The sequence below is a fragment of the Streptosporangium carneum genome, assembly GCF_027922005.1.
GTDB lineage: Bacteria > Actinomycetota > Actinomycetes > Streptosporangiales > Streptosporangiaceae > Streptosporangium > Streptosporangium carneum.
Genome location: NZ_BSEV01000021.1, coordinates 153,665 through 170,894, shown reverse-complemented (window position 1 = coordinate 170,894; position 17,230 = coordinate 153,665). Strand labels below are relative to the sequence as shown.

18 protein-coding genes are annotated in these 17,230 nt (G+C 70.3%); 9 read left to right on the top strand and 9 right to left on the bottom strand.

Going from position 1 to position 17,230, the window contains the following annotated elements; all coding sequences use genetic code 11:
- Positions 1-608: 608 nt before the first annotated feature.
- The 3 genes from PKF00_RS32970 to PKF00_RS32960 form a co-directional block, all read right to left on the bottom strand.
- Positions 609-1,631, bottom strand: a complete 1,023-nt coding sequence (locus PKF00_RS32970; protein ID WP_271221614.1) for a lactonase family protein — start codon at positions 1,629-1,631, stop codon at positions 609-611.
- A 217-nt stretch (positions 1,632-1,848) separates the two neighbouring features.
- A complete protein-coding gene (locus PKF00_RS32965) occupies positions 1,849-2,271 on the bottom strand; it encodes a MaoC/PaaZ C-terminal domain-containing protein (protein WP_271221613.1) in 423 nt (140 codons plus the stop codon).
- On the bottom strand, positions 2,264-2,668 hold the full coding sequence (locus PKF00_RS32960; RefSeq protein ID WP_271221612.1) for an FAS1-like dehydratase domain-containing protein: 405 nt from the start codon (positions 2,666-2,668) through the stop codon (positions 2,264-2,266). Before PKF00_RS32960 ends, PKF00_RS32965 begins: the two co-directional genes overlap by 8 nt.
- Before the next feature lie 244 nt (positions 2,669-2,912).
- Here PKF00_RS32960 and PKF00_RS32955 point away from each other — a divergent pair, with 244 nt between their 5' ends.
- Complete coding sequence (locus tag PKF00_RS32955; protein ID WP_271221611.1) at positions 2,913-3,671, top strand: AfsR/SARP family transcriptional regulator; 759 nt, start codon at positions 2,913-2,915, stop codon at positions 3,669-3,671.
- A gap of 43 nt (positions 3,672-3,714) precedes the next feature.
- Here PKF00_RS32955 and PKF00_RS32950 read toward each other — a convergent pair whose 3' ends face one another.
- From PKF00_RS32950 to PKF00_RS32930, 5 genes are read right to left on the bottom strand one after another with little or no spacing between them, the layout of a single operon-like run.
- Positions 3,715-4,218: a MaoC/PaaZ C-terminal domain-containing protein gene (locus PKF00_RS32950; protein WP_271221610.1), complete on the bottom strand. Its 504-nt coding sequence runs from the start codon at positions 4,216-4,218 to the stop codon at positions 3,715-3,717.
- Positions 4,215-4,682, bottom strand: coding sequence for an FAS1-like dehydratase domain-containing protein (locus tag PKF00_RS32945; protein ID WP_271221609.1), 468 nt, complete (start codon positions 4,680-4,682; stop codon positions 4,215-4,217). Before PKF00_RS32945 ends, PKF00_RS32950 begins: the two co-directional genes overlap by 4 nt.
- Positions 4,673-5,794, bottom strand: a complete 1,122-nt coding sequence (locus PKF00_RS32940; protein ID WP_271221608.1) for a beta-ketoacyl synthase N-terminal-like domain-containing protein — start codon at positions 5,792-5,794, stop codon at positions 4,673-4,675. The genes PKF00_RS32945 and PKF00_RS32940 overlap by 10 nt, the downstream gene beginning before the upstream one ends.
- Positions 5,791-7,008: a beta-ketoacyl-[acyl-carrier-protein] synthase family protein gene (locus PKF00_RS32935; RefSeq protein ID WP_271221607.1), complete on the bottom strand. Its 1,218-nt coding sequence runs from the start codon at positions 7,006-7,008 to the stop codon at positions 5,791-5,793. Before PKF00_RS32935 ends, PKF00_RS32940 begins: the two co-directional genes overlap by 4 nt.
- The gene (locus PKF00_RS32930) at positions 7,001-7,261 is read right to left on the bottom strand and encodes an acyl carrier protein (protein WP_271221606.1); all 261 of its coding nucleotides are present in this window, start codon (positions 7,259-7,261) and stop codon (positions 7,001-7,003) included. Before PKF00_RS32930 ends, PKF00_RS32935 begins: the two co-directional genes overlap by 8 nt.
- Before the next feature lie 184 nt (positions 7,262-7,445).
- Here PKF00_RS32930 and PKF00_RS32925 point away from each other — a divergent pair, with 184 nt between their 5' ends.
- From PKF00_RS32925 to PKF00_RS32905, 5 genes are all read left to right on the top strand, one after another.
- On the top strand, positions 7,446-8,414 hold the full coding sequence (locus PKF00_RS32925) for an AfsA-related hotdog domain-containing protein (protein WP_271221605.1): 969 nt from the start codon (positions 7,446-7,448) through the stop codon (positions 8,412-8,414).
- Positions 8,411-9,061 (top strand): HAD family hydrolase, encoded by a 651-nt coding sequence (locus PKF00_RS32920; protein ID WP_271221604.1) that lies wholly within the window; start codon positions 8,411-8,413, stop codon positions 9,059-9,061. The genes PKF00_RS32925 and PKF00_RS32920 overlap by 4 nt, the downstream gene beginning before the upstream one ends.
- Positions 9,058-9,762 carry an SDR family oxidoreductase gene (locus tag PKF00_RS32915; RefSeq protein ID WP_271221603.1) on the top strand — a complete coding sequence of 235 codons (705 nt, stop codon included), beginning with the start codon at positions 9,058-9,060 and terminating at the stop codon, positions 9,760-9,762. The genes PKF00_RS32920 and PKF00_RS32915 overlap by 4 nt, the downstream gene beginning before the upstream one ends.
- A 62-nt stretch (positions 9,763-9,824) precedes the next feature.
- Positions 9,825-10,346: an ester cyclase gene (locus tag PKF00_RS32910; RefSeq protein ID WP_271221602.1), complete on the top strand. Its 522-nt coding sequence runs from the start codon at positions 9,825-9,827 to the stop codon at positions 10,344-10,346.
- A complete protein-coding gene (locus PKF00_RS32905; RefSeq protein WP_271221601.1) occupies positions 10,343-11,974 on the top strand; it encodes an outer membrane protein assembly factor BamB family protein in 1,632 nt (543 codons plus the stop codon). The genes PKF00_RS32910 and PKF00_RS32905 overlap by 4 nt, the downstream gene beginning before the upstream one ends.
- A gap of 280 nt (positions 11,975-12,254) precedes the next feature.
- Here PKF00_RS32905 and PKF00_RS32900 read toward each other — a convergent pair whose 3' ends face one another.
- A complete protein-coding gene (locus PKF00_RS32900; RefSeq protein ID WP_271221600.1) occupies positions 12,255-13,286 on the bottom strand; it encodes a TIGR03617 family F420-dependent LLM class oxidoreductase in 1,032 nt (343 codons plus the stop codon).
- A 218-nt stretch (positions 13,287-13,504) separates the two neighbouring features.
- Here PKF00_RS32900 and PKF00_RS32895 point away from each other — a divergent pair, with 218 nt between their 5' ends.
- The 3 genes from PKF00_RS32895 to PKF00_RS32885 are packed head-to-tail and all read left to right on the top strand — an operon-like array spanning position 13,505 to position 17,119.
- Positions 13,505-15,049 carry an acyl-CoA carboxylase subunit beta gene (locus tag PKF00_RS32895; RefSeq protein ID WP_271221620.1) on the top strand — a complete coding sequence of 515 codons (1,545 nt, stop codon included), beginning with the start codon at positions 13,505-13,507 and terminating at the stop codon, positions 15,047-15,049.
- 41 nt (positions 15,050-15,090) lie between these two features.
- Complete coding sequence (locus PKF00_RS32890; protein WP_271221599.1) at positions 15,091-15,333, top strand: hypothetical protein; 243 nt, start codon at positions 15,091-15,093, stop codon at positions 15,331-15,333.
- A gap of 4 nt (positions 15,334-15,337) precedes the next feature.
- Positions 15,338-17,119 carry an ATP-binding protein gene (locus PKF00_RS32885; RefSeq protein ID WP_271221598.1) on the top strand — a complete coding sequence of 594 codons (1,782 nt, stop codon included), beginning with the start codon at positions 15,338-15,340 and terminating at the stop codon, positions 17,117-17,119.
- Positions 17,120-17,230: the final 111 nt, after the last annotated feature.

The window sequence follows — 17,230 nt, the reverse complement described above, 5'->3', positions numbered from 1 at the left end:
TTCGCCAGCCACTGCGCGGACGTCACACTGTTGTCTACGGCCATCGCCTGGTTCTCCTTCGAACTTGATCTTCGCTACTCGAAGGATCACGCGGTGGTCGTCTTCATTTCACGACGCCACACCTGTCACCAGCGAAAACTCATACACCACCTCCGTGGACGCAACCGGGTGGGGAGGCCCTTCCTCAGTGGGGCGGTTTTTCCAGCTCAGCCCTGCGCTCCTTTCCGCACGGGGGCTTCAGCTACGGCGATCGACCATGGACGAAACCCCTGCGGATTGCTTCAGCGTCAGACAGGACACTGGGCGGCCGGAAAAGGGAGCGACTACGGTCCGCGCGCCGTACGGCGAGACAGCCGTGCGTGGAGGGGGGCGGGTGGTCCGGCCGGCGTATAAAAGGACCGCAACCACCCACGCCCGCCAGGCCGGAGGCCTGAACCCGCCAGGGCTCAGCTGAGACGGCCGGCCGGACCACCCGCCCCCCTCCACGCGAACCAAGCCCAGCCCGGAAAACAAAACGAACCCACCGAACATCGCGAACCCGCCGACCTCGTCAAGAGGCCGGCGTCGGCAGGCGGTCGGGTCACCGTACGGGACGGCGACGTAGAAGGTCAGCGCAACAGCACGCAGGCCGCACCCGGGACCTCGACGGGGCTTCCGGTCGGCGAGAGCAGTCCGGTCTCCGGATCGACGGCGAACGTGACCACCGTCCCCGCCGTCTGGTTGGCGAGGTGCAGCAGGTCGCCGGACGGGTTGAGGACCAGGTCCCACGGCATCGTGCTGAGCGGCTCCTCGGAGAGCCTGAGCGTGTCCACCTGCTCCAGGTGCGCGCCGTCCTTGCGCACCTCGAGCACGGTGAGGCTCTCGTGCCCGCGGTTGGCCACGTAGAGGAAGCGCCCGTCGGCCGACAGCGTGATCCCGGAGGGGGCGTTCCAGCCCTCGGCGCCCTCGGGAAGGGTCGGGGCCGTGCCCAGGGTCCACAGGGTCCCGTTCGACGGGTCGTAGCCGCAGACCGTGATCGAGGAGACCAGCTCGTTGACGACGTAGACGTGCCTGCCGTCGGGGTGGAACACCAGCTGACGGGGGCCCGTGCCCGCGCCGAGGTGCACCTGGCAGTGCGGGACCAGCAGCCCCTCCTCGAGCCGGTAGACGTAGAGCTGGTCGTTGCCTTTGTCCGGCACGAGCACACGCGTGCCCGTGGGGTCGGGGACGGTCATGTGCGGGTGCGGGCCGAGCTGGCTCAGCGTGTCGGGCCCCGCGCCGAGGTGCTTGACCGACTGCGACAGCGGGGCGAGGCTCTCGTCGGGGTTGATCGGGAAGACGACAACCTCCCCTGAATCATGATTTGTCGCATAAAGGTGGCCGGAGTGGGCGAGAACGTGAACCGTTCCCGCGCCCTCGGCCGATTGGTCGTTCAGCGGGGTCAGCGAGCCGTCGTCCTCGACCGTCAGCGCGAACACCCGTCCCTCGGGGGCGTTGCTCGCGACGTACAGGGTCCGGCCCGACGGCGAGAACGCCAGGTGGAACGGGTTGACGATGTCGGTGAACGGGCCCGCGACGCTGCCCGCCTCGACGACGGCCACGCCTCGCGCGGGGACGTCGGTCCAGGAATAGGCGCCCACGAAGGTCGGCATCGTGGAGTTCCTCTCAGCTAGTCTGCGTGAACGGATCAGAACAGGTCAGAACGGGTCAGCAAGGGACTGCGCTGGATCGGCGCGGCTCTGTGCGGGATCGGACACGGGCCAGGTGCGGGCCAGACCCGGATCGGGCACGGGCCAGGTGCGCGCCAGACCCGGATCGGGCACGGGCCAGGTGCGCGTCAGACGCGGATCGGGCGCGGATCGGCACGGATCAGGCGAGCGCGACGACGGCGCGGGGACGGGCCAGCACCTTCTCGCCGTCGCAGCGCACGGTCAGCTCGACCCGCACCCGCGAGTCGTCGAGTTTCTCCGCGACCACGCCGTCCACGACGAGTTCGACACCCGCGTCGTCGTCGGGCACGACGACGGGCCTGGCGAACCTGCCGCCGCACTCCAGGACGGCCTCCCGCCCCGCCCACTCGCTGACCAGCCGCATGGCCACGCCCAGGGTGAGCATGCCGTGCGCGATGATCGTGGGCAGCCCGGCCTCCGTGGCCGCTCGCTCGCTCCAGTGGATGGGGTTGAAGTCTCCGGACGCGCCGGCGTAGCGCACCAGGTCGCCCCTGCGGATCACATGCGTCAGCCGGGGCAGTGCGGTCCCCGGCTCGATCTCGTCGTACCGCGGCTCAGTCATCGCCCTGCGCAATCAGTGTCGAGGTGGTCGTGCACACGTGCTCGCCCGCGACCGTGCGCAGGTCGCTGGTGAGGGTGACCACGTCCGTGCCGCCGACGCGGTCGACCTCGGTGATCGTGACCGTCACGGTCAGTTCGTCGCCGTCCCTGATGGCACGCCGGTGGTCGAACCGCTGCTCACGGTGGAGCAGGCGCGTCATGTCGAGTCCCAGCTCGGGATCGCTGACGACCGCGACCTCGGCGCGCAGGGTGAGCGCGATGGCGAACGTGGGGGGAGCGGCCTGCTCGTCACGCGTGTCGCCGATCGCCTCGGCGAACTCGCGGATCTTCTCGCGGCCGATCCGGTAGGGGGTGGTGGCCGGGTATACCCGTCCTGCGAAGGCCGGATTCAGCGGCACCTCGACCTCCTCGGTTCGATGGTGGTTGCGGGGAGAGGGGGATTGCGGAGGAAGGGGGGCGGGGAAGGGAGACGAAAATCACGCGGGCCCGGCCGGAGGCGCCGGATGTGCGGCCGACGTGCTCGTTACTGGGGGCGTTATGCCTCTTAAGGGGCATCCCATGTGTCTTTAGCGCAATGTCACAACTTGCTATGACATATGCAGACTCTCCTCCGTCAGGTCATTTCCCTGGGGGGGAGAGAACATGATCAATTTCTGTATTCTCGGCTCTTTCGAGCTGCGCTCGGAACAGGGAGTCTGGGTCCCGAGGGGACCCAAGGTCCGCAGGCTCCTCGCCCTGCTGCTGCTGCGGGCCAACCAGGTGGTCGACATCGACACGCTGGCCGAGGAACTGTGGGACGGGGCACCGCCGCGCACCGTGGTCGCGACGATCCGCACCCACGTCTACCACCTGCGCCAGATGATGGCCAAGGAGAGCGGCAGGTCCGAGCTCGCCGACCGGCTGACCACCGAGCCGACCGGCTACCGGATGCGGGTGGCGGACGACCAGGTGGACGTCCGGCGCTTCCAGCGGCTGGTCGGCGACGGCCGTTCCGCGCTCGCGCACGGCCGCACGGTCGAGGCGGCGCGACACCTGCGCGAGGCGCTCGGCCTGTGGCACGGCGCGCCGCTGACCAACGTGCCGGCCGGTCCCGTGCTCGCCCGTCACGTGGCGCACCTCGAGGAGACGCGGATCAGGGCGATGGAACTGTGGGTCGAGACGGACATGCGGCTCGGTCTGCACCGCGAGCTCATCCCCGACCTGCGCGGCCTGGTTGCGGCCAACCTGCTCAACGAGTGGTTCCACGCCCGTCTCATCGAGGCGCTGCATCTGTCGGGACGCCGGGGCGAGGCCCTGCTGGCCTTCCGCGACCTGCGCAGGGTCCTCCACGAGGAACTGGGCCTCGAACCGTCCGCCGAACTGCAGCGGCTCCACCACGAGATCCTGGCCACCGCGGGGTGAGCCCCCGCCTCCTCGCCGAGGTCTCCCGGCGAAGAGGCGGGGACTACCGCAGCGCCACAATGGTCCGCGGCATGGTGAGCACCTTGTTCCCGCCGTGCCCGGCATGCCCGGCGTGCCCGCCCTGCCCGCTGTTCCCGCTGTGCCCGCCGTTCACGCCGAGCCGTACGGCGACGCTGAGCCGGACCCTGGGCGGGTCCAGTTTCTCCATCACCATCGCTTCGACGGTCAGCTCGACGCCGACGCCGTCGTTCGGCACGGGGACGAGCCTGGGGAAGCGGCCGCCGAAGTCGACCACCGCCCCGGGGTCGCCCGCCCAGTCCGTCAGCACGCCCAGCGCCAGACCCATGGTGAACATGCCGTGCGCGATGGGGCTGGGCAGCCCCATCAGCTCGGCCGTCCTGTCGTCCCAGTGGATGGTGTTGTAGTCGCAGGCCGCGCCGCCGTACCTGACGAGGTCCTTGCGCTCGACCCTGAACGTACGGCCGGGCACCCGGAAACCGACCTCGATCTCCTCGTAGCGCGGCAGGGAGGCCGTCTCGACCGTCATGAGCCGCCGTCCCTCTCCTCCTGGCCGAAGATCACGAACGTCGACGTCGCGGTGCACACGTGCTCTCCGTCGGCTGCGGTGATCGTGCTCTCGTAGTTGACGACGTCGCTGCCGCCGACCGCGTCGATGCCCGCGAGCCGTACCGTCACCGTGAGGACGTCCCCGGCGTGGATGGGCCTGCTGTAGGCGAAGCGCTGCTCGCGGTGGACGAAGCGGTCCTGGTTCGCCGCGCCGAGCTCGGGGTCGTGCACGGCGTCGTGCTCGGCCTCCAGGGTGAGCACCATGGGAAAGCTCGGCGGGGCGATGACGTCCGGGTAGCCCAGGGCCCGCGCCGCGTCCGCGTCCCAGCAGGCGGCGTTGCCCTCCCTGACCGCGGCGGCGAACTCCCGGATCTTCTCCCTTCCGACCTCGTACGGCGCGGTCGGCGGGTAGACCTTGCCGACGCACCCCTGGTTCATCGGCATTCGCGCACCACCAGGCAGCCCGCGTTGCCGTCACCGCCGACGGAGGTCACCAGCGCGGTGCGGGCGTGGTCGGCGGGCTCGCGCCACAGCGCCAGCACCGCGGCGATCTGCAGGGGCACGCTCGCGCTGTACAGCTCGCCCAGGACCTCGGAGACGCGCACCCTCGGCACGGGGCGGTCGAGCACCTCCTGGACCACGCGGTCCTCGAGGAGTTCGAGCCTGCGGTGGTTGGTCGCCCCGAGGGAGACGACGTCGACGTCGTCCGCGCCGACCCCGCTGCGCTCCAGGGCCCGCTCCACGCAGGAGCGCAGGCCCCGCGCGCGCCACTCGGAGTCACCGGCCCCGTAGTAGCCGACCTCGCAGGCCAGCAGGTCGGCGAGGCCGGAGCGGCCCGCGGTGGAGGCCGCCTCGGCGTCCTCCACCAGGAACACCGCCGACCCCTCGCCGACCGGCGCGTCCTCGTGCAGCGCGCCGGACTTGTGCCAGCCCCAGGCCGCGACCTGGGAGAGTTCCTCGACGCCTCCGACGAGGAGCCTGCGGGAGCGCTCGTCGCCGATCGCGGTGCGGGCGAAGCGCACCGCGGCGAGCCCGGCCGCCTGACCGCCTGACACGACCACGTTCACCCCGGTGAGGGAGTTGCGGATCGCGATCTGGCCGGTGCAGGCGTTGGTGACGACGTTGGGGAACCTGGCGGGGTTGACGAGGTAGGGCTTCTCCTGCAGGAGGGTGTCGCGTCCGACCTCCAGCATGCTGACCAGGCTGCCGGTGTTGGTCGCCATGACGACCCCGGTGTCGGCGCGGTCCTCGTCGGTGAGGGCCGTGCCGGACTCGTCGAGCGCCAGCTTGCAGGCGATCAGGCCGAGCATGGTGAACCGGTCGATGTGGCGCAGGCCCTTGCGGCCCAGGTGCTCGGCGACCCTCAGGTCGGGAACCGCCCACAGCGGGCGCGGCGGGTAGCCGTCGACCGCGCCCTCGAAGGGGTTGTCCGGCGCGGTGTAGTCGTCCACGCCGGAGCGCAGCGCCTCTTCCAGCGCGCCCAGGCCCAGGCCCGCGGGGGAGACGACCCCGCAGGCCGTGATCGTCAAAGGCCTGACGGCGACGGTTGTCGTCACGCCACCCTCCCGAAGATCGTAACGACGTTGTTCCCGCCGAAGGCGAGACCCTGGTTCTGCACGATGTTCAGCGTGGCGGGACGGGCCCTGCCCGGCACCACGTCGAGCCCGTCGCCCAGCGCCGGGTCGAGCTTGTCCAGGTTCGCGGTCGGGGGCAGGAAGCCGTCCTCCAGCGCCTTGCCGCAGACGATCGCGCCGAAGGCGCTCGCCGCGCCCATCGTGTGCCCGATCATCGACTTGATCGAGCTGATCGGCGGGATGCGCTCGCCGAACACCTCGCGCACCGCGCTGACCTCGGTGTGGTCGTTGGTCGGCGTGCCGGTGCCGTGCGCGCAGATGTAGTCGATCTGCTCGGGCTTGACCCCCGCGTAGCGGTGGGCGATGCGGATGCACTCGGCGATGCTCGGCGCGTCGGGGTTGACCATGTGCCGGGCGTCGCAGTTCACCCCGTAGCCGAGCACCTCGGCGTAGATCCGGGCGCCCCGGGCGACCGCGTGGTTGAGCGGCTCCAGGAGCAGGACCGCGCCGCCCTCGCCGGTGAGGATGCCGGAGCGGTTGAGGTCGAACGGCCTGGACAGGTCCTCGGCCAGCGCGCCGAGCCGGTAGAAGCCGGCGTGGCAGGCACGGTTGACCGCGTCCGCCCCTCCGGCCAGCATGAAGTCGGCCTCGCCGGTGCGCACCAGGTCATAGGCGTAGCCCAGGGCCATGTTGCTCGCCGAGCACGCCGTGGGGATGGTCTGGGCGTCGCCGGTGAGCCGCAGCTCGTGGTTGACGGAGTTGGCGATCTGGCTGACCGGCGTCATCGCGGCGAGCCGCCCGTCGACGTTGTCCAGCCCCTTCGCCACCCACTGCTCCACCGCGGCCTGCAGCACCTGCGCCTCACCCGCGGTGGTCCCCATGATGGAGCCGGCCCGCGAGGCGGACAGCAGCTCGGGGTCCAGCTTCGCGTCCTGTACGGCCAGCCGCGCCGCGGCCGCGGAGAACAGGCTGCTGCGGCCCCACCGCTCGACGTCGAGCCGCTCCAGGATCGCCCCGGGCTCGAAGTCGTGCACCTCGCCGGCCGTGACGTACGGGAAGCCGCTCGCGTCGAAGCTGGCGATCGGAGAGGCGCCGTTGCGCCCTTCGCGGATGCCCGCGACGAAGTTCTCGACCCCGATGCCGATGCTGCTCACCGCCCCGAGGCCGGTGATGACCACCCGGCGGCGTTCAGACACCCTGGGACTCCCGGCTGTTGATCGTGCCCACGACGTCGAAGACGCCCTGGAGGTTGGGCATGTTCGGCAGCTCGTCCTGCGGCACCACGATGCCCAGCTCCTTCTCGATCCGGGCGAGGATCGTGATGAGGGAAAGGGAGTCGGCGTCGTATTCGTCGATGAAGTGACCGTCCGCCGTGAGCTCGCCGTCCTCCAATTCGAGCTCCTGCGAGATGATGCCGCGGATCTTTTCCTGCAGAACGTCCAGAGTCATTATGGATTCCTTTCGTGAATGCGGGTCACCGCTGAAAGGCGACATTAACGAGGTATGGACGCGCCGGACAAGAAGAAGGATCGAAAGTGGTATGCGGGCGCAATTTTATGTCACTTTTATTTGAATTTCATCGCGTCGTGCCACAGTGATGCCCGACTTATTCCGGCATTTTGTGGAGGTACGGATGACGGTCAACACCGGGGCTGCCGAGGACCTGGTCCTGTCGGAGGAGCTCAGCTTCGGCCGTACGGTGGAGCGCCGCCTGGTCCACAGGGCCTCCGTCGCGGAGGTCTTCGTGACCGACCTGGTGCCGGCGGGGGAGTCCCGTTTCCTGGCCGCGGCCCAGCTCCCGCTGAGCCACGGCTACTACAGCGACCACCTGGCGCGCCCCGCCCTGTTCGACCCGCTGCTCATCCTGGAGGCGGGCAGGCAGGCGGGCATCGCGGGCGCCCACCTTCTCGGGCTCCCGCCGGACACCACGATGATGGTGAACACCTTCTCGCTCGACCTTCCCGACCCGTCGGTGCTGCGGGCCGGGCGCAGGCCCGGCGAACTGCGGATCGACAACCGTTTCGAGACCATCCGCGTCAGGGCGGGCAAGGTGCGCAAGGGCGCCGTCCGCCAGGACCTCTCCATCGACGGCGTCCCCGCGGGCACCCACACGATGGAAGTGCAGATCGTCACGCACGCCGAGCACGAGGCGCTGCGCAACGTGCTCCGCGGCGCCCCCGCCCCCCTCACCGGGGACCTCGACGACGTGCCCGACCCCCGGCAGGCCGAGCCGCACCAGGTCGGCAGGGTGAGCCCGATGAACGTGGTGATCTCACAGGTGGAGCGCGGCCCCTCCTCGGTGACCGCCAGGGTGACCCCGAGGTTCGGCAACCGGGCGATCTTCGACCACGACTACGACCACCTGCCCGCGATGACCCTGACCGAGGCGGCCCGCCAGCTCGCGATCGTCGCGGCCGGCGACGTCGGCGCCTGGCCCGTCACGGTCTCGGGATCCTTCGGGCGTTTCGCGGAGCTCGACCAGCCGGTGCTGGCCGCGGCGACCCGTACCGACGCCGGCGACGGCGCCGTCACGGTGAACGTCGCTTTCATTCAGGAGGCGATCACGATCGCCGAGTCGACGATGGTGATGGTGCCCCGATGACCCAGCCCGTCCTGGCCGTGTGGACCGACTTCGGCGGCGTGCTGACGCCGCCCATCAGCCACACCCTGGCCGTCTTCTGCGAGAACCAGGGCATCCGTCAGGAGCCGCTGATCGACGCGATCCTCAAGGTCACCGCGTCGTACGGCACCGACGACATCATGCTGCCCATCGACACGCCCCTGGTCACCGAGCAGGAGTGGCTCGCCCAGATCGGGGAGCTGCTGCGCGCCGACCACGGCATCGACCTGCACCTGACCACGCTCGCCGACGCCTGGTTCGACGGCAGGGAGGTCAACCAGGCGTGGGCCGACCGGCTGCGGGAGATCAGGTCCGCCGGGCTGTTCGTCGGCCTGCTGTCCAACATGGTCCCCGCCTGGGACGCGCACTGGCGCCGCATGGTCGACCCCGTGGGGCTCTTCGACGACGTCGTGCTCTCCTTCGAGGTCGGCTGTCGCAAGCCGGCCAGGGAGATCTTCGACCTCGCGGTCGACCGGTCCGGCATCCCGGCGTCGCAGTCCCTGTTCGTCGACGACCTCGCCAAGAACTGCGAGGGAGCCGAGGCCGCGGGCTGGCGGGCCATCCACTTCACCGACGCGCAAACGGCAATCAAGGCTCTGGACGAGCAGTTGGGAGTGTGGGCTCAGTGAGCCGTTCCGTACTTGTCACGGGAGGCAACCGGGGCATCGGCCTCGCCATCGCGCGGGCGTTCGAGGAGGCGGGCGACAAGGTCGCCGTCACCTACCGCTCGGGCGAGCCGCCGGAGGGGCTGTTCGGCGTGCGCTGCGACGTGACCGACACCGCGTCGGTCGAGGCGGCCTTCGAGGAGGTCAAGGCCCAGCAGGGCGCGGTCCAGGTGCTGGTCGCCAACGCCGGGACCACCAGGGACAACCTGTTCCTCGCCATGCCGGAGAAGGACTTCGCCGACGTCATCGACACCAACCTGATGGGCACGGTGCGGGCCGTGCGCTGCGCGGTGACGGACATGGTCAAGGCCCGCTGGGGACGGATCATCCTCGTCGGCTCGACCACGGCCTTCTGGGGCTCGCCCGGGGTGACCAACTACTCGGCCTCCAAGGCGGCGCTCGCGGGCTTCGCCCGTTCCCTCGCCTGGGAGCTGGGCTCCAGGAAGATCACCGTGAACGTGGTCATGCCCGGCCTCATCGAGACCGACATGGTGGCGGGGCTGTCCGACCAGCACCGGTCCTACCTGCACAGCATCACCGCGCTGCGCCGTTCGGGCACGCCCGAGGAGGTCGCCCCCGCGGTGCGCTTCCTGGCCGGCGACGAGGCCTCCTTCATCACCGGCGCGCTGCTTCCCATCAGCGGCGGATCAGGGCTCGGCTACTGACCCGCCCGCCACAGACCCTCTCCACCCCAAGCACCTCGCACATTCGTTGAGAAAGGCGGACCATGCCGGACGAGGTTGAGAAGATGCTGGCCCCTCTGGCGGAGGCGCCCCCGACGGCCGCGCAGGAAATCATCGAGGTCGCCATCGGCATAGCCCGGGTGTTCGGCGAACTCGACGAGGAGGCGGCCCAGCAGTTCATCGCCCCCGACTTCATCGACCACGAGGCGTCGCCGGGCGTCGCGGGCGGCCCCGAGGGCTACCTGTCGACGGCCCGCTACATGCGCGACGCGTTCTCCGAGGCCACCTGGCAGGTCGACGACTTCATCTCGGAGGGCGACAAGTTCGCCTGCCGGGTCACCTTCAGCGGCAGGCACACCGGCGACTTCATGGGCATCGCCCCCACGGGCGCCGAGGTGAAGGTGCAGCACCTGCACTTCTACCGCGTCGAGAACGGCAAGGCCGTCGAGCACTGGGGCGCTCGCGACGAGCTGACCCTGCTGCGCCAGATCGGAAAGTTCACCCCCGAACACGCCACCCCCGCCGACGCGGGCGTGGCGGTCGGCCGACAGGAGGTTTCCTCGTGAGACTGCCCGGCAATCTGCTGACGCGCGCCGCCGTGGGCGTGAGCGCGCTCCTGCTGGCGACGGGCGGCCTGACGCCCGGAGCGCAGGCCCAGGTCCAGGCCCCGTCCCAGGACAGGACCCTCTCGCACATCCCGTCGCCGTTCGACTGGTCGATGGGCGGGCACGACCTCGCCAACTCCAAGTCCAACCCGTTCGAGCGCAGGATCCGCCCCTCGAACGCGAGCAAGCTCGCCGTCAAGTGGACCTACACCGCGCACGGCGACACCTCCGCGATCCCCGCCGTGGTCGACGGCGCGGTCTACATCCCCGACTGGGGCGGCTACTTCTCCAAGCTCGACGCCGAGACCGGCGCGGTCATCTGGTCGCGCAAGGTGTCGGACTGGAACGGCATCCCCGGCGGCATCGTAAGGGCCAGCCCCACGGTCTCCGGAGGCCGGATCTACGTCGGCGACCAGAACGGCCCCCAGGGCGGCCAGGGAGCGCACCTGCTGGCGGTCGACGCCAAGACCGGTGACCTCATCTGGAAGACGACGCTGGACGAGCACTTCGCGGCCGTGGTCACCGGGTCGCCCAGCCTCCACAACGGCGTCCTCTACCAGGGTGTCTCCTCCAAGGAGGCGGCCGTCGCCGGCCTGCCCGGCTACCCCTGCTGCACCTTCCGCGGCAGCATGTCGGCGATCGACGCCGCCACCGGCAAGGTCCTGTGGAAGAAGTACACCGTCCCCGAGAACGGCGGCGTCCCCGGCGGCTTCAGCGGCGGCGGCGTGTGGAGCACCAACCCGGTGATCGACCCGGTCAACCGCACGGTCGTCTTCGGGACCGGGCAGAACCTGTCGGTGCCGAAGTCCGTGAGCGACTGCCAGGCGGCGGGCAAGCCCGCCTCCGAGTGCCTGCCCGAGGACAACCGCATCGACAAGCTGCTCGCCCTCGACCTGCGCACCGGCGACCTCAAGTGGCAGGCGGGCGACATCGTGTTCGACGCCTGGACGGTCGCCTGCGAGCCGAACTTCCCGCGGGAGAACTGCCCGCCGAACAACGGCGGCGACTTCGACTTCGGCGAGGGCGGCCACCTGCTGACCATCCCCGGAGCGCACGGCAGGCCGCGCCTGGTCATCGGCGCCGGCCAGAAGAGCGGCGTGTACTGGCTGGTCGACGCCCGCACCGGCGAGACCGTCTGGAAGACGCAGGTCGGCCCCGGCGGCGTGCACGGCGGCATCGAGTGGGGCAGCGCCACCGACGGCAAGCGCTTCTACGTCAGCAACGCCAACACCAACCACGTCGCGTACACCCTGCCCAACGGGCAGACGACGACGAACGGCATCTTCGCCGCCGTCGACGTCAGGACCGGCAAGATCCTCTGGCAGGTCGCCGACCCGTCGAACGCCGAGACCATGGGAGCGGTCACGACCGCCAACGGGGTCATGTTCGCCGGCTCCATGAGCGGCCACATGTACGCCCTTGACGGCGCCACGGGCAGGATCCTCTGGGACTACCTGGGCGAGGGCTCCTCCAACGCGGGGCCCGCCATCGTCAAGGGCACGGTCTTCTGGGGCAACGGGTACAACAACCGGTTCATCCAGGGCAAGGGCAGCAAGACCTTCTACGCCTTCTCGGTGAACGGCCGCTAACGCGGCGACCGCCCTCCTCCCGCACGGGGAGGGCGGTCGCGACACCGACGAGGCAACGACCGACAACCCCTTCCGCGGATCCCGCCACGACGGCGAGGAGGCCGCGTCTCGGGCGAGCGGCGCCGGGTCGTCATCCCCACCCGGCGCCGCTTTCGCGTGCCCGGCCCTCCTCGCCGGAGGGGCGGCGCCGTGAACGCCGGAGGGGCCGGACCGCGGAAAGCGGTCCGGCCCCTCCGGCGTCGCCGGCCGGACGGCCGAACGGCGGGACGTGGGAAGACGGTCAGGCGGGCGGTCGCTGCGCCAGGTGCCGCAGCTCCTCGTGCAGCGGCTGCAGCGCGTCGGGCGGCAGGTCGCCCGACTGGAAGAAGGCGATGCTGGTGGCCAGGCCGCCGAAACGCTCCCAGATCTTGGCCGCCGCCTCCTTGGGCTCGCCCACGATCGCGAACGTCTCCAGCACGTGGTCGTCGATCGCGTCGACGATCTCTCCCGTACGGCCCGTGCCCGCCAGCCGGTACAGCTCGTCCTTCAGGTCGCCGAGCCCGTGCAGCTCCAGGACGGGGGCGTAGCTGGGAATGGAGGCGTAGTAGGCGATCGACTCCTTCGCCTGCCGGATCGCCGCGCGCAACTCGTCCTCGTTGGTTCCGGTGGCCACGATCGGCGTCGCGTGCAGCTCGAAGCCCTCCATCGACTTTCCGGCCCCCTCCCTGGCCTGACGCAGCGCGGGGATCGTCACCTCCTCCAGCAGCCGCCGGGTGGAGATGATGTGGCCGAGGAAACCGTCGGCGAGCTCACCGGCGAGCTGCGTCATCATCGGGCCGACGCCGGCCACGAGAATGGGCGGCTCGCCGTAGGGGTTCGGGCCGGGGTTGAAGAAGGGGCTCATCACCGTGTGGCGGTAGAACTCGCCGCGGAAGCGGATCCGGCCGTCGGTGGCGAAGCACTTCCAGATGGCGCGCAGCGCCAGGATGTACTCCCGCATGCGGGGGGCGGGCTTCGACCACGGCATGCTGAACCGCTTGGTGATGTGGGTCTGCAGCTGGGACCCGATGCCCAGGGCGAAGCGCCCCTTCGAGACCAGCTGAAGGTCGTTGGCGAGCATCGCGGTGGTCATCGGGTTCCTGGCGAACACCACGGCCAGTCCTGTCCGGACGGCCACCCGCTCGGTCCGCAGCGCGGCGGCCGTCAACCCGACGAACGGGTCGTGCTGTGTCTCGGACATCCACACCGAGTCGTATCCAAGCTCCTCGGCGCGTGCCGCCCGGTCGCCGAAGGCGTCCGGAGGCACGGTGATTCCGTGAAAGTCGATCCTCACAGGCCTGGTCCCCTCGTAAAAGGCATATGCCACGATCAGACCATCGACAGGAGAGCCTCGGCCATGTCTCCTAAGAAATAGACGAATACCACCTACGAAGAAGAGCCCTTCTCTGCCGTCGATGGAATTGCGATTATTCGAAGATCTGAATCCCATAGGAAGGGTAAACGGATATGACGGCGGTCGAAGAGAGGAAAGTCGAGACCGCGACGCGATCCATGCGCGCGTACACCGAGGAACTCGCCGGAATCCAGGAGAGCGTCCGCGTCGGGCCGGGAGACCAGGCCACCAGGCAGCAGCACGCCCGAGGCAAGATGACGGTCAGGGAGCGCCTCGGACTACTTCTCGACGACGGCTCCTTCACCGAGGTCGAGGGGTTGCGGCGGCACCGCGCGAGCGGCTTCGGCATGGAGGCCAGGCGGCCGTACGGCGACGGAGTGGTCACCGGATGGGGGACCATCGAGGGCCGGACCGTGTTCGTCTACGCGCACGACTTCCGCATCTTCGGCGGGTCGCTGGGGGAGGCGCACGCCCAGAAGATTCACAAGATCATGGACATGGCCTACGCCGCCGGCGCGCCACTGATCGGCCTCAACGACGGCGCGGGCGCACGCATCCAGGAGGGGGTCACCGGCCTGGCGGGCTACGGCGGCATCTTCCAGCGCAGCGTCAGGGCCTCCGGGGTGATCCCGCAGATCAGCGTGATCATGGGGCCGTGCGCGGGAGGGGCCGCCTACTCCCCGGCGCTCACCGACTTCGTGTTCATGGTCCGCGACACGGCCCAGATGTTCGTCACGGGACCCGACGTCGTCGAGGCCGTCACCGGCGAGAAGGTCAGCCACGACGAGCTGGGCGGGGCGGGCGTCCACGGCACGATGACCGGTGTGGCCACCTTCGTCTCCGACGACGAGATCACCTGCCTGGAGGAGGTGCGCCACCTGGTGTCGCTGCTGCCCGCCAGCAACCAGGAGTTCCCGCCGGAGGCCCCGGCGGACGACCCCGAGGACCGGCTGTGCGAGGCGCTGCTGGACATCGTGCCCGCCGACCCGAACCGGCCCTACGACATGCGCGACGTCGTCGCCGAGGTCGTCGACCACGGCGACCTGGTGGAGTTCCACGAGGGCTGGGCGGCGAACATCGTCTGCGGACTCGGCCGCATCGCGGGCCACGTCGTCGGCGTCGTCGCCAACCAGCCGATGTCGTTCGCGGGCGTGCTGGACATCTCCGCCTCGGAGAAGGCCGCCAGATTCGTCCAGTTCTGCGATGCCTTCAACATCCCCTTGGTGACGTTCGTCGACGTGCCGGGCTTCCTGCCGGGGACGGGACAGGAACACGGCGGCGTCATCAGGCACGGCGCCAAGCTGCTGTACGCCTACTGCGCGGCCACCGTCCCCCGGATCCAGGTCATCGTGCGCAAGGCGTACGGCGGCGCGTACATCGTGATGGACTCGCGCTCCATCGGCGCCGACCTGTCGTTCGCCTGGCCGAGCAACGAGATCGCGGTCATGGGCGCGGACGGGGCGGCCAACGTGATCTTCCGTAAGGAGATCGCCGCCGCGCCCGACCCGGAGGCCAGGCGTGCCGAGCGCATCGCGGAGTACCGCGAGGAGCTCATGCACCCCTACTACGCCGTCGAACGCGGCCTGGTCGACGACGTCATCGACCCCCGCGAGACCAGGGTGACGCTGGCCAGGTCGCTGGCCATGCTCCGCACCAAGAGCGCCGTCCTGCCGCAGCGCAAGCACGGCAACCCCCCGATGTGATGGGGGCCGACCGCCCCAGGACAGGGACCGGCCACCCTGTGATGGGGGCCGACCACCCTGTGGTGGGGGCCGACCGCCCTGTGGTGGGGGCCGACCGCCCTGAGACGGAGACCGACCACCCGTTCCTGACTTTGAGCGGCAAGCCCTCCGACGAGGAGATCGCCGCCACGGTCGTCGCGTTCCTCCTCGTGCGGAGGAACACGCGCGACACGGCGCGCCCGCGGGTCAGGAAGCCGTTCTGGATCGCCGGACCCGCCTACCGCGGGCCGTTGCAGAGAGGCTGAGCCAGTGCGCAAGGTTCTGATAGCCAACCGCGGCGAGGTCGCGGTCCGCGTCGCGAGGGCCTGCCGCGACGCGGGAATCGCCAGCGTGGCCGTCTACGCCGAGCCCGACCGCGACGCGCTCCACGTCACGGTCGCGGACGAGGCGTTCGCGCTCGGCGGCGAGACCGCCGCGGAGAGCTACCTGGACATCGGGAAGGTGCTCGAGGCCGCCGCCAGGTCGGGGGCGGACGCCGTTCACCCCGGCTGGGGCTTCCTGGCCGAGAACGCCGAGTTCGCCAGGGCGGTGCTGGCGGCCGGACTGACCTGGATAGGGCCGCCGCCCAGGGTCATCGAGGATCTCGGGGACAAGGTCTCCGCCCGCAGGATCGCCATGGCGGCCGGAGCCCCGCTCGCCCCCGGAACCGACGGTCCCGTCAACGGCCCTGAGGAACTGGTCGAGTTCGCCAGGACGCACGGCCTGCCGGTCGCCATCAAGGCGGCCTTCGGCGGCGGAGGCCGAGGTCTGAAAGTGGCCAGAACGCTGGAGGAGATCCCCGAGGCGTACGAGTCCGCCGTGCGGGAGGCCGTCGCGGCCTTCGGCAGGGGCGAATGCTTCGCCGAGCGCTACCTCGACCGGCCCCGGCACGTCGAGACGCAGTGCCTGGCCGACACGCACGGCAACGTCGTGGTGGTCTCCACCCGCGACTGCTCGCTGCAGCGCAGGCACCAGAAACTGGTCGAGGAGGCGCCCGCGCCGTACCTCACCGAGGAGCAGAACCGCGTGCTGTACACCGCTTCGAAGGCGATCCTCGCCGAGGCGGGCTACGTCGGGGCGGGCACCTGCGAGTTCCTGATCGGCAGCGACGGCATGGTCTCCTTCCTGGAGGTCAACACCCGTCTGCAGGTCGAGCACCCGGTCAGCGAGGAGGTCACCGGGCTCGACCTGGTGCGCGAGCAGTTCCGCATCGCCGAAGGCCAGGAGCTCGGATACGACGACCCGCCGGTACGCGGGCACTCCATCGAGTTCCGCCTCAACGGCGAGGACCCCGGCCGCAACTTCCTGCCGAGCCCGGGGACCATCACCGGGTGGCGTCCCCCCTCCGGGCCCGGTGTGCGCCTCGACTCGGGCGCGGAGGAGGGCACGGTGCTCTGGCGGGCCTTCGACTCGCTGCTGGCCAAGCTCGTCGTCACCGGCGCCGACCGCGCCCAGGCCCTGGAACGGGCCCGTCGCGCGCTCGCCGAGTTCCGGGTCGAAGGCCTGGCCACCACGCTGCCCTTCCACAGGGCCGTGGTCGAAGACCCCGCCTTCCGCGACGGGGAGGGCGGGGTCTTCTCCGTGCACACGCAGTGGATCGAGACCGAGTTCCGCGGCGGCATCGAGCCGTACCTCGAGATCCCGGCCTCGGCGACCCCGCCGGCCAGGGGAGAGGCCCTCGTCGTCGAGGTGGACGGCCGCAGGGTCGAGGTCGTGGTCCCGCCCGGGTTCGCGGCCGCCTCTCCCACGGGCCACTCAACGGGGCACTCCCCGAGCACGGCCAGACGTCCGCGGCGTCAGGCGTCCAGGGCGGGGGGCATGGGCGGTCAGGGCGGTGCGGACGCCGTGACCAGCCCGATGCAGGGCACGATCGTCAAGGTCGCGGTCGGCAACGGCGACCGGGTCTCCACCGGAGACCTGATCGTCGTGCTGGAGGCGATGAAAATGGAGCAGCCGCTTTTCGCCCACAAGACCGGAACCGTCACGCAGCTCGACATGGGCGTGGGAGACGCCGTCACGGGCGGTCACGTCCTGTGCGTCCTGCACGACTGAGAGAGGGAGAGGACTGAGGCGCGGGGACTGAGGGGCGGGGGACTGAGAGACGGATTGAGAGGCGAGGGGACTGAGAGGCCGGGGGAGGACGGGAGATGGAGAGGGCGGCCG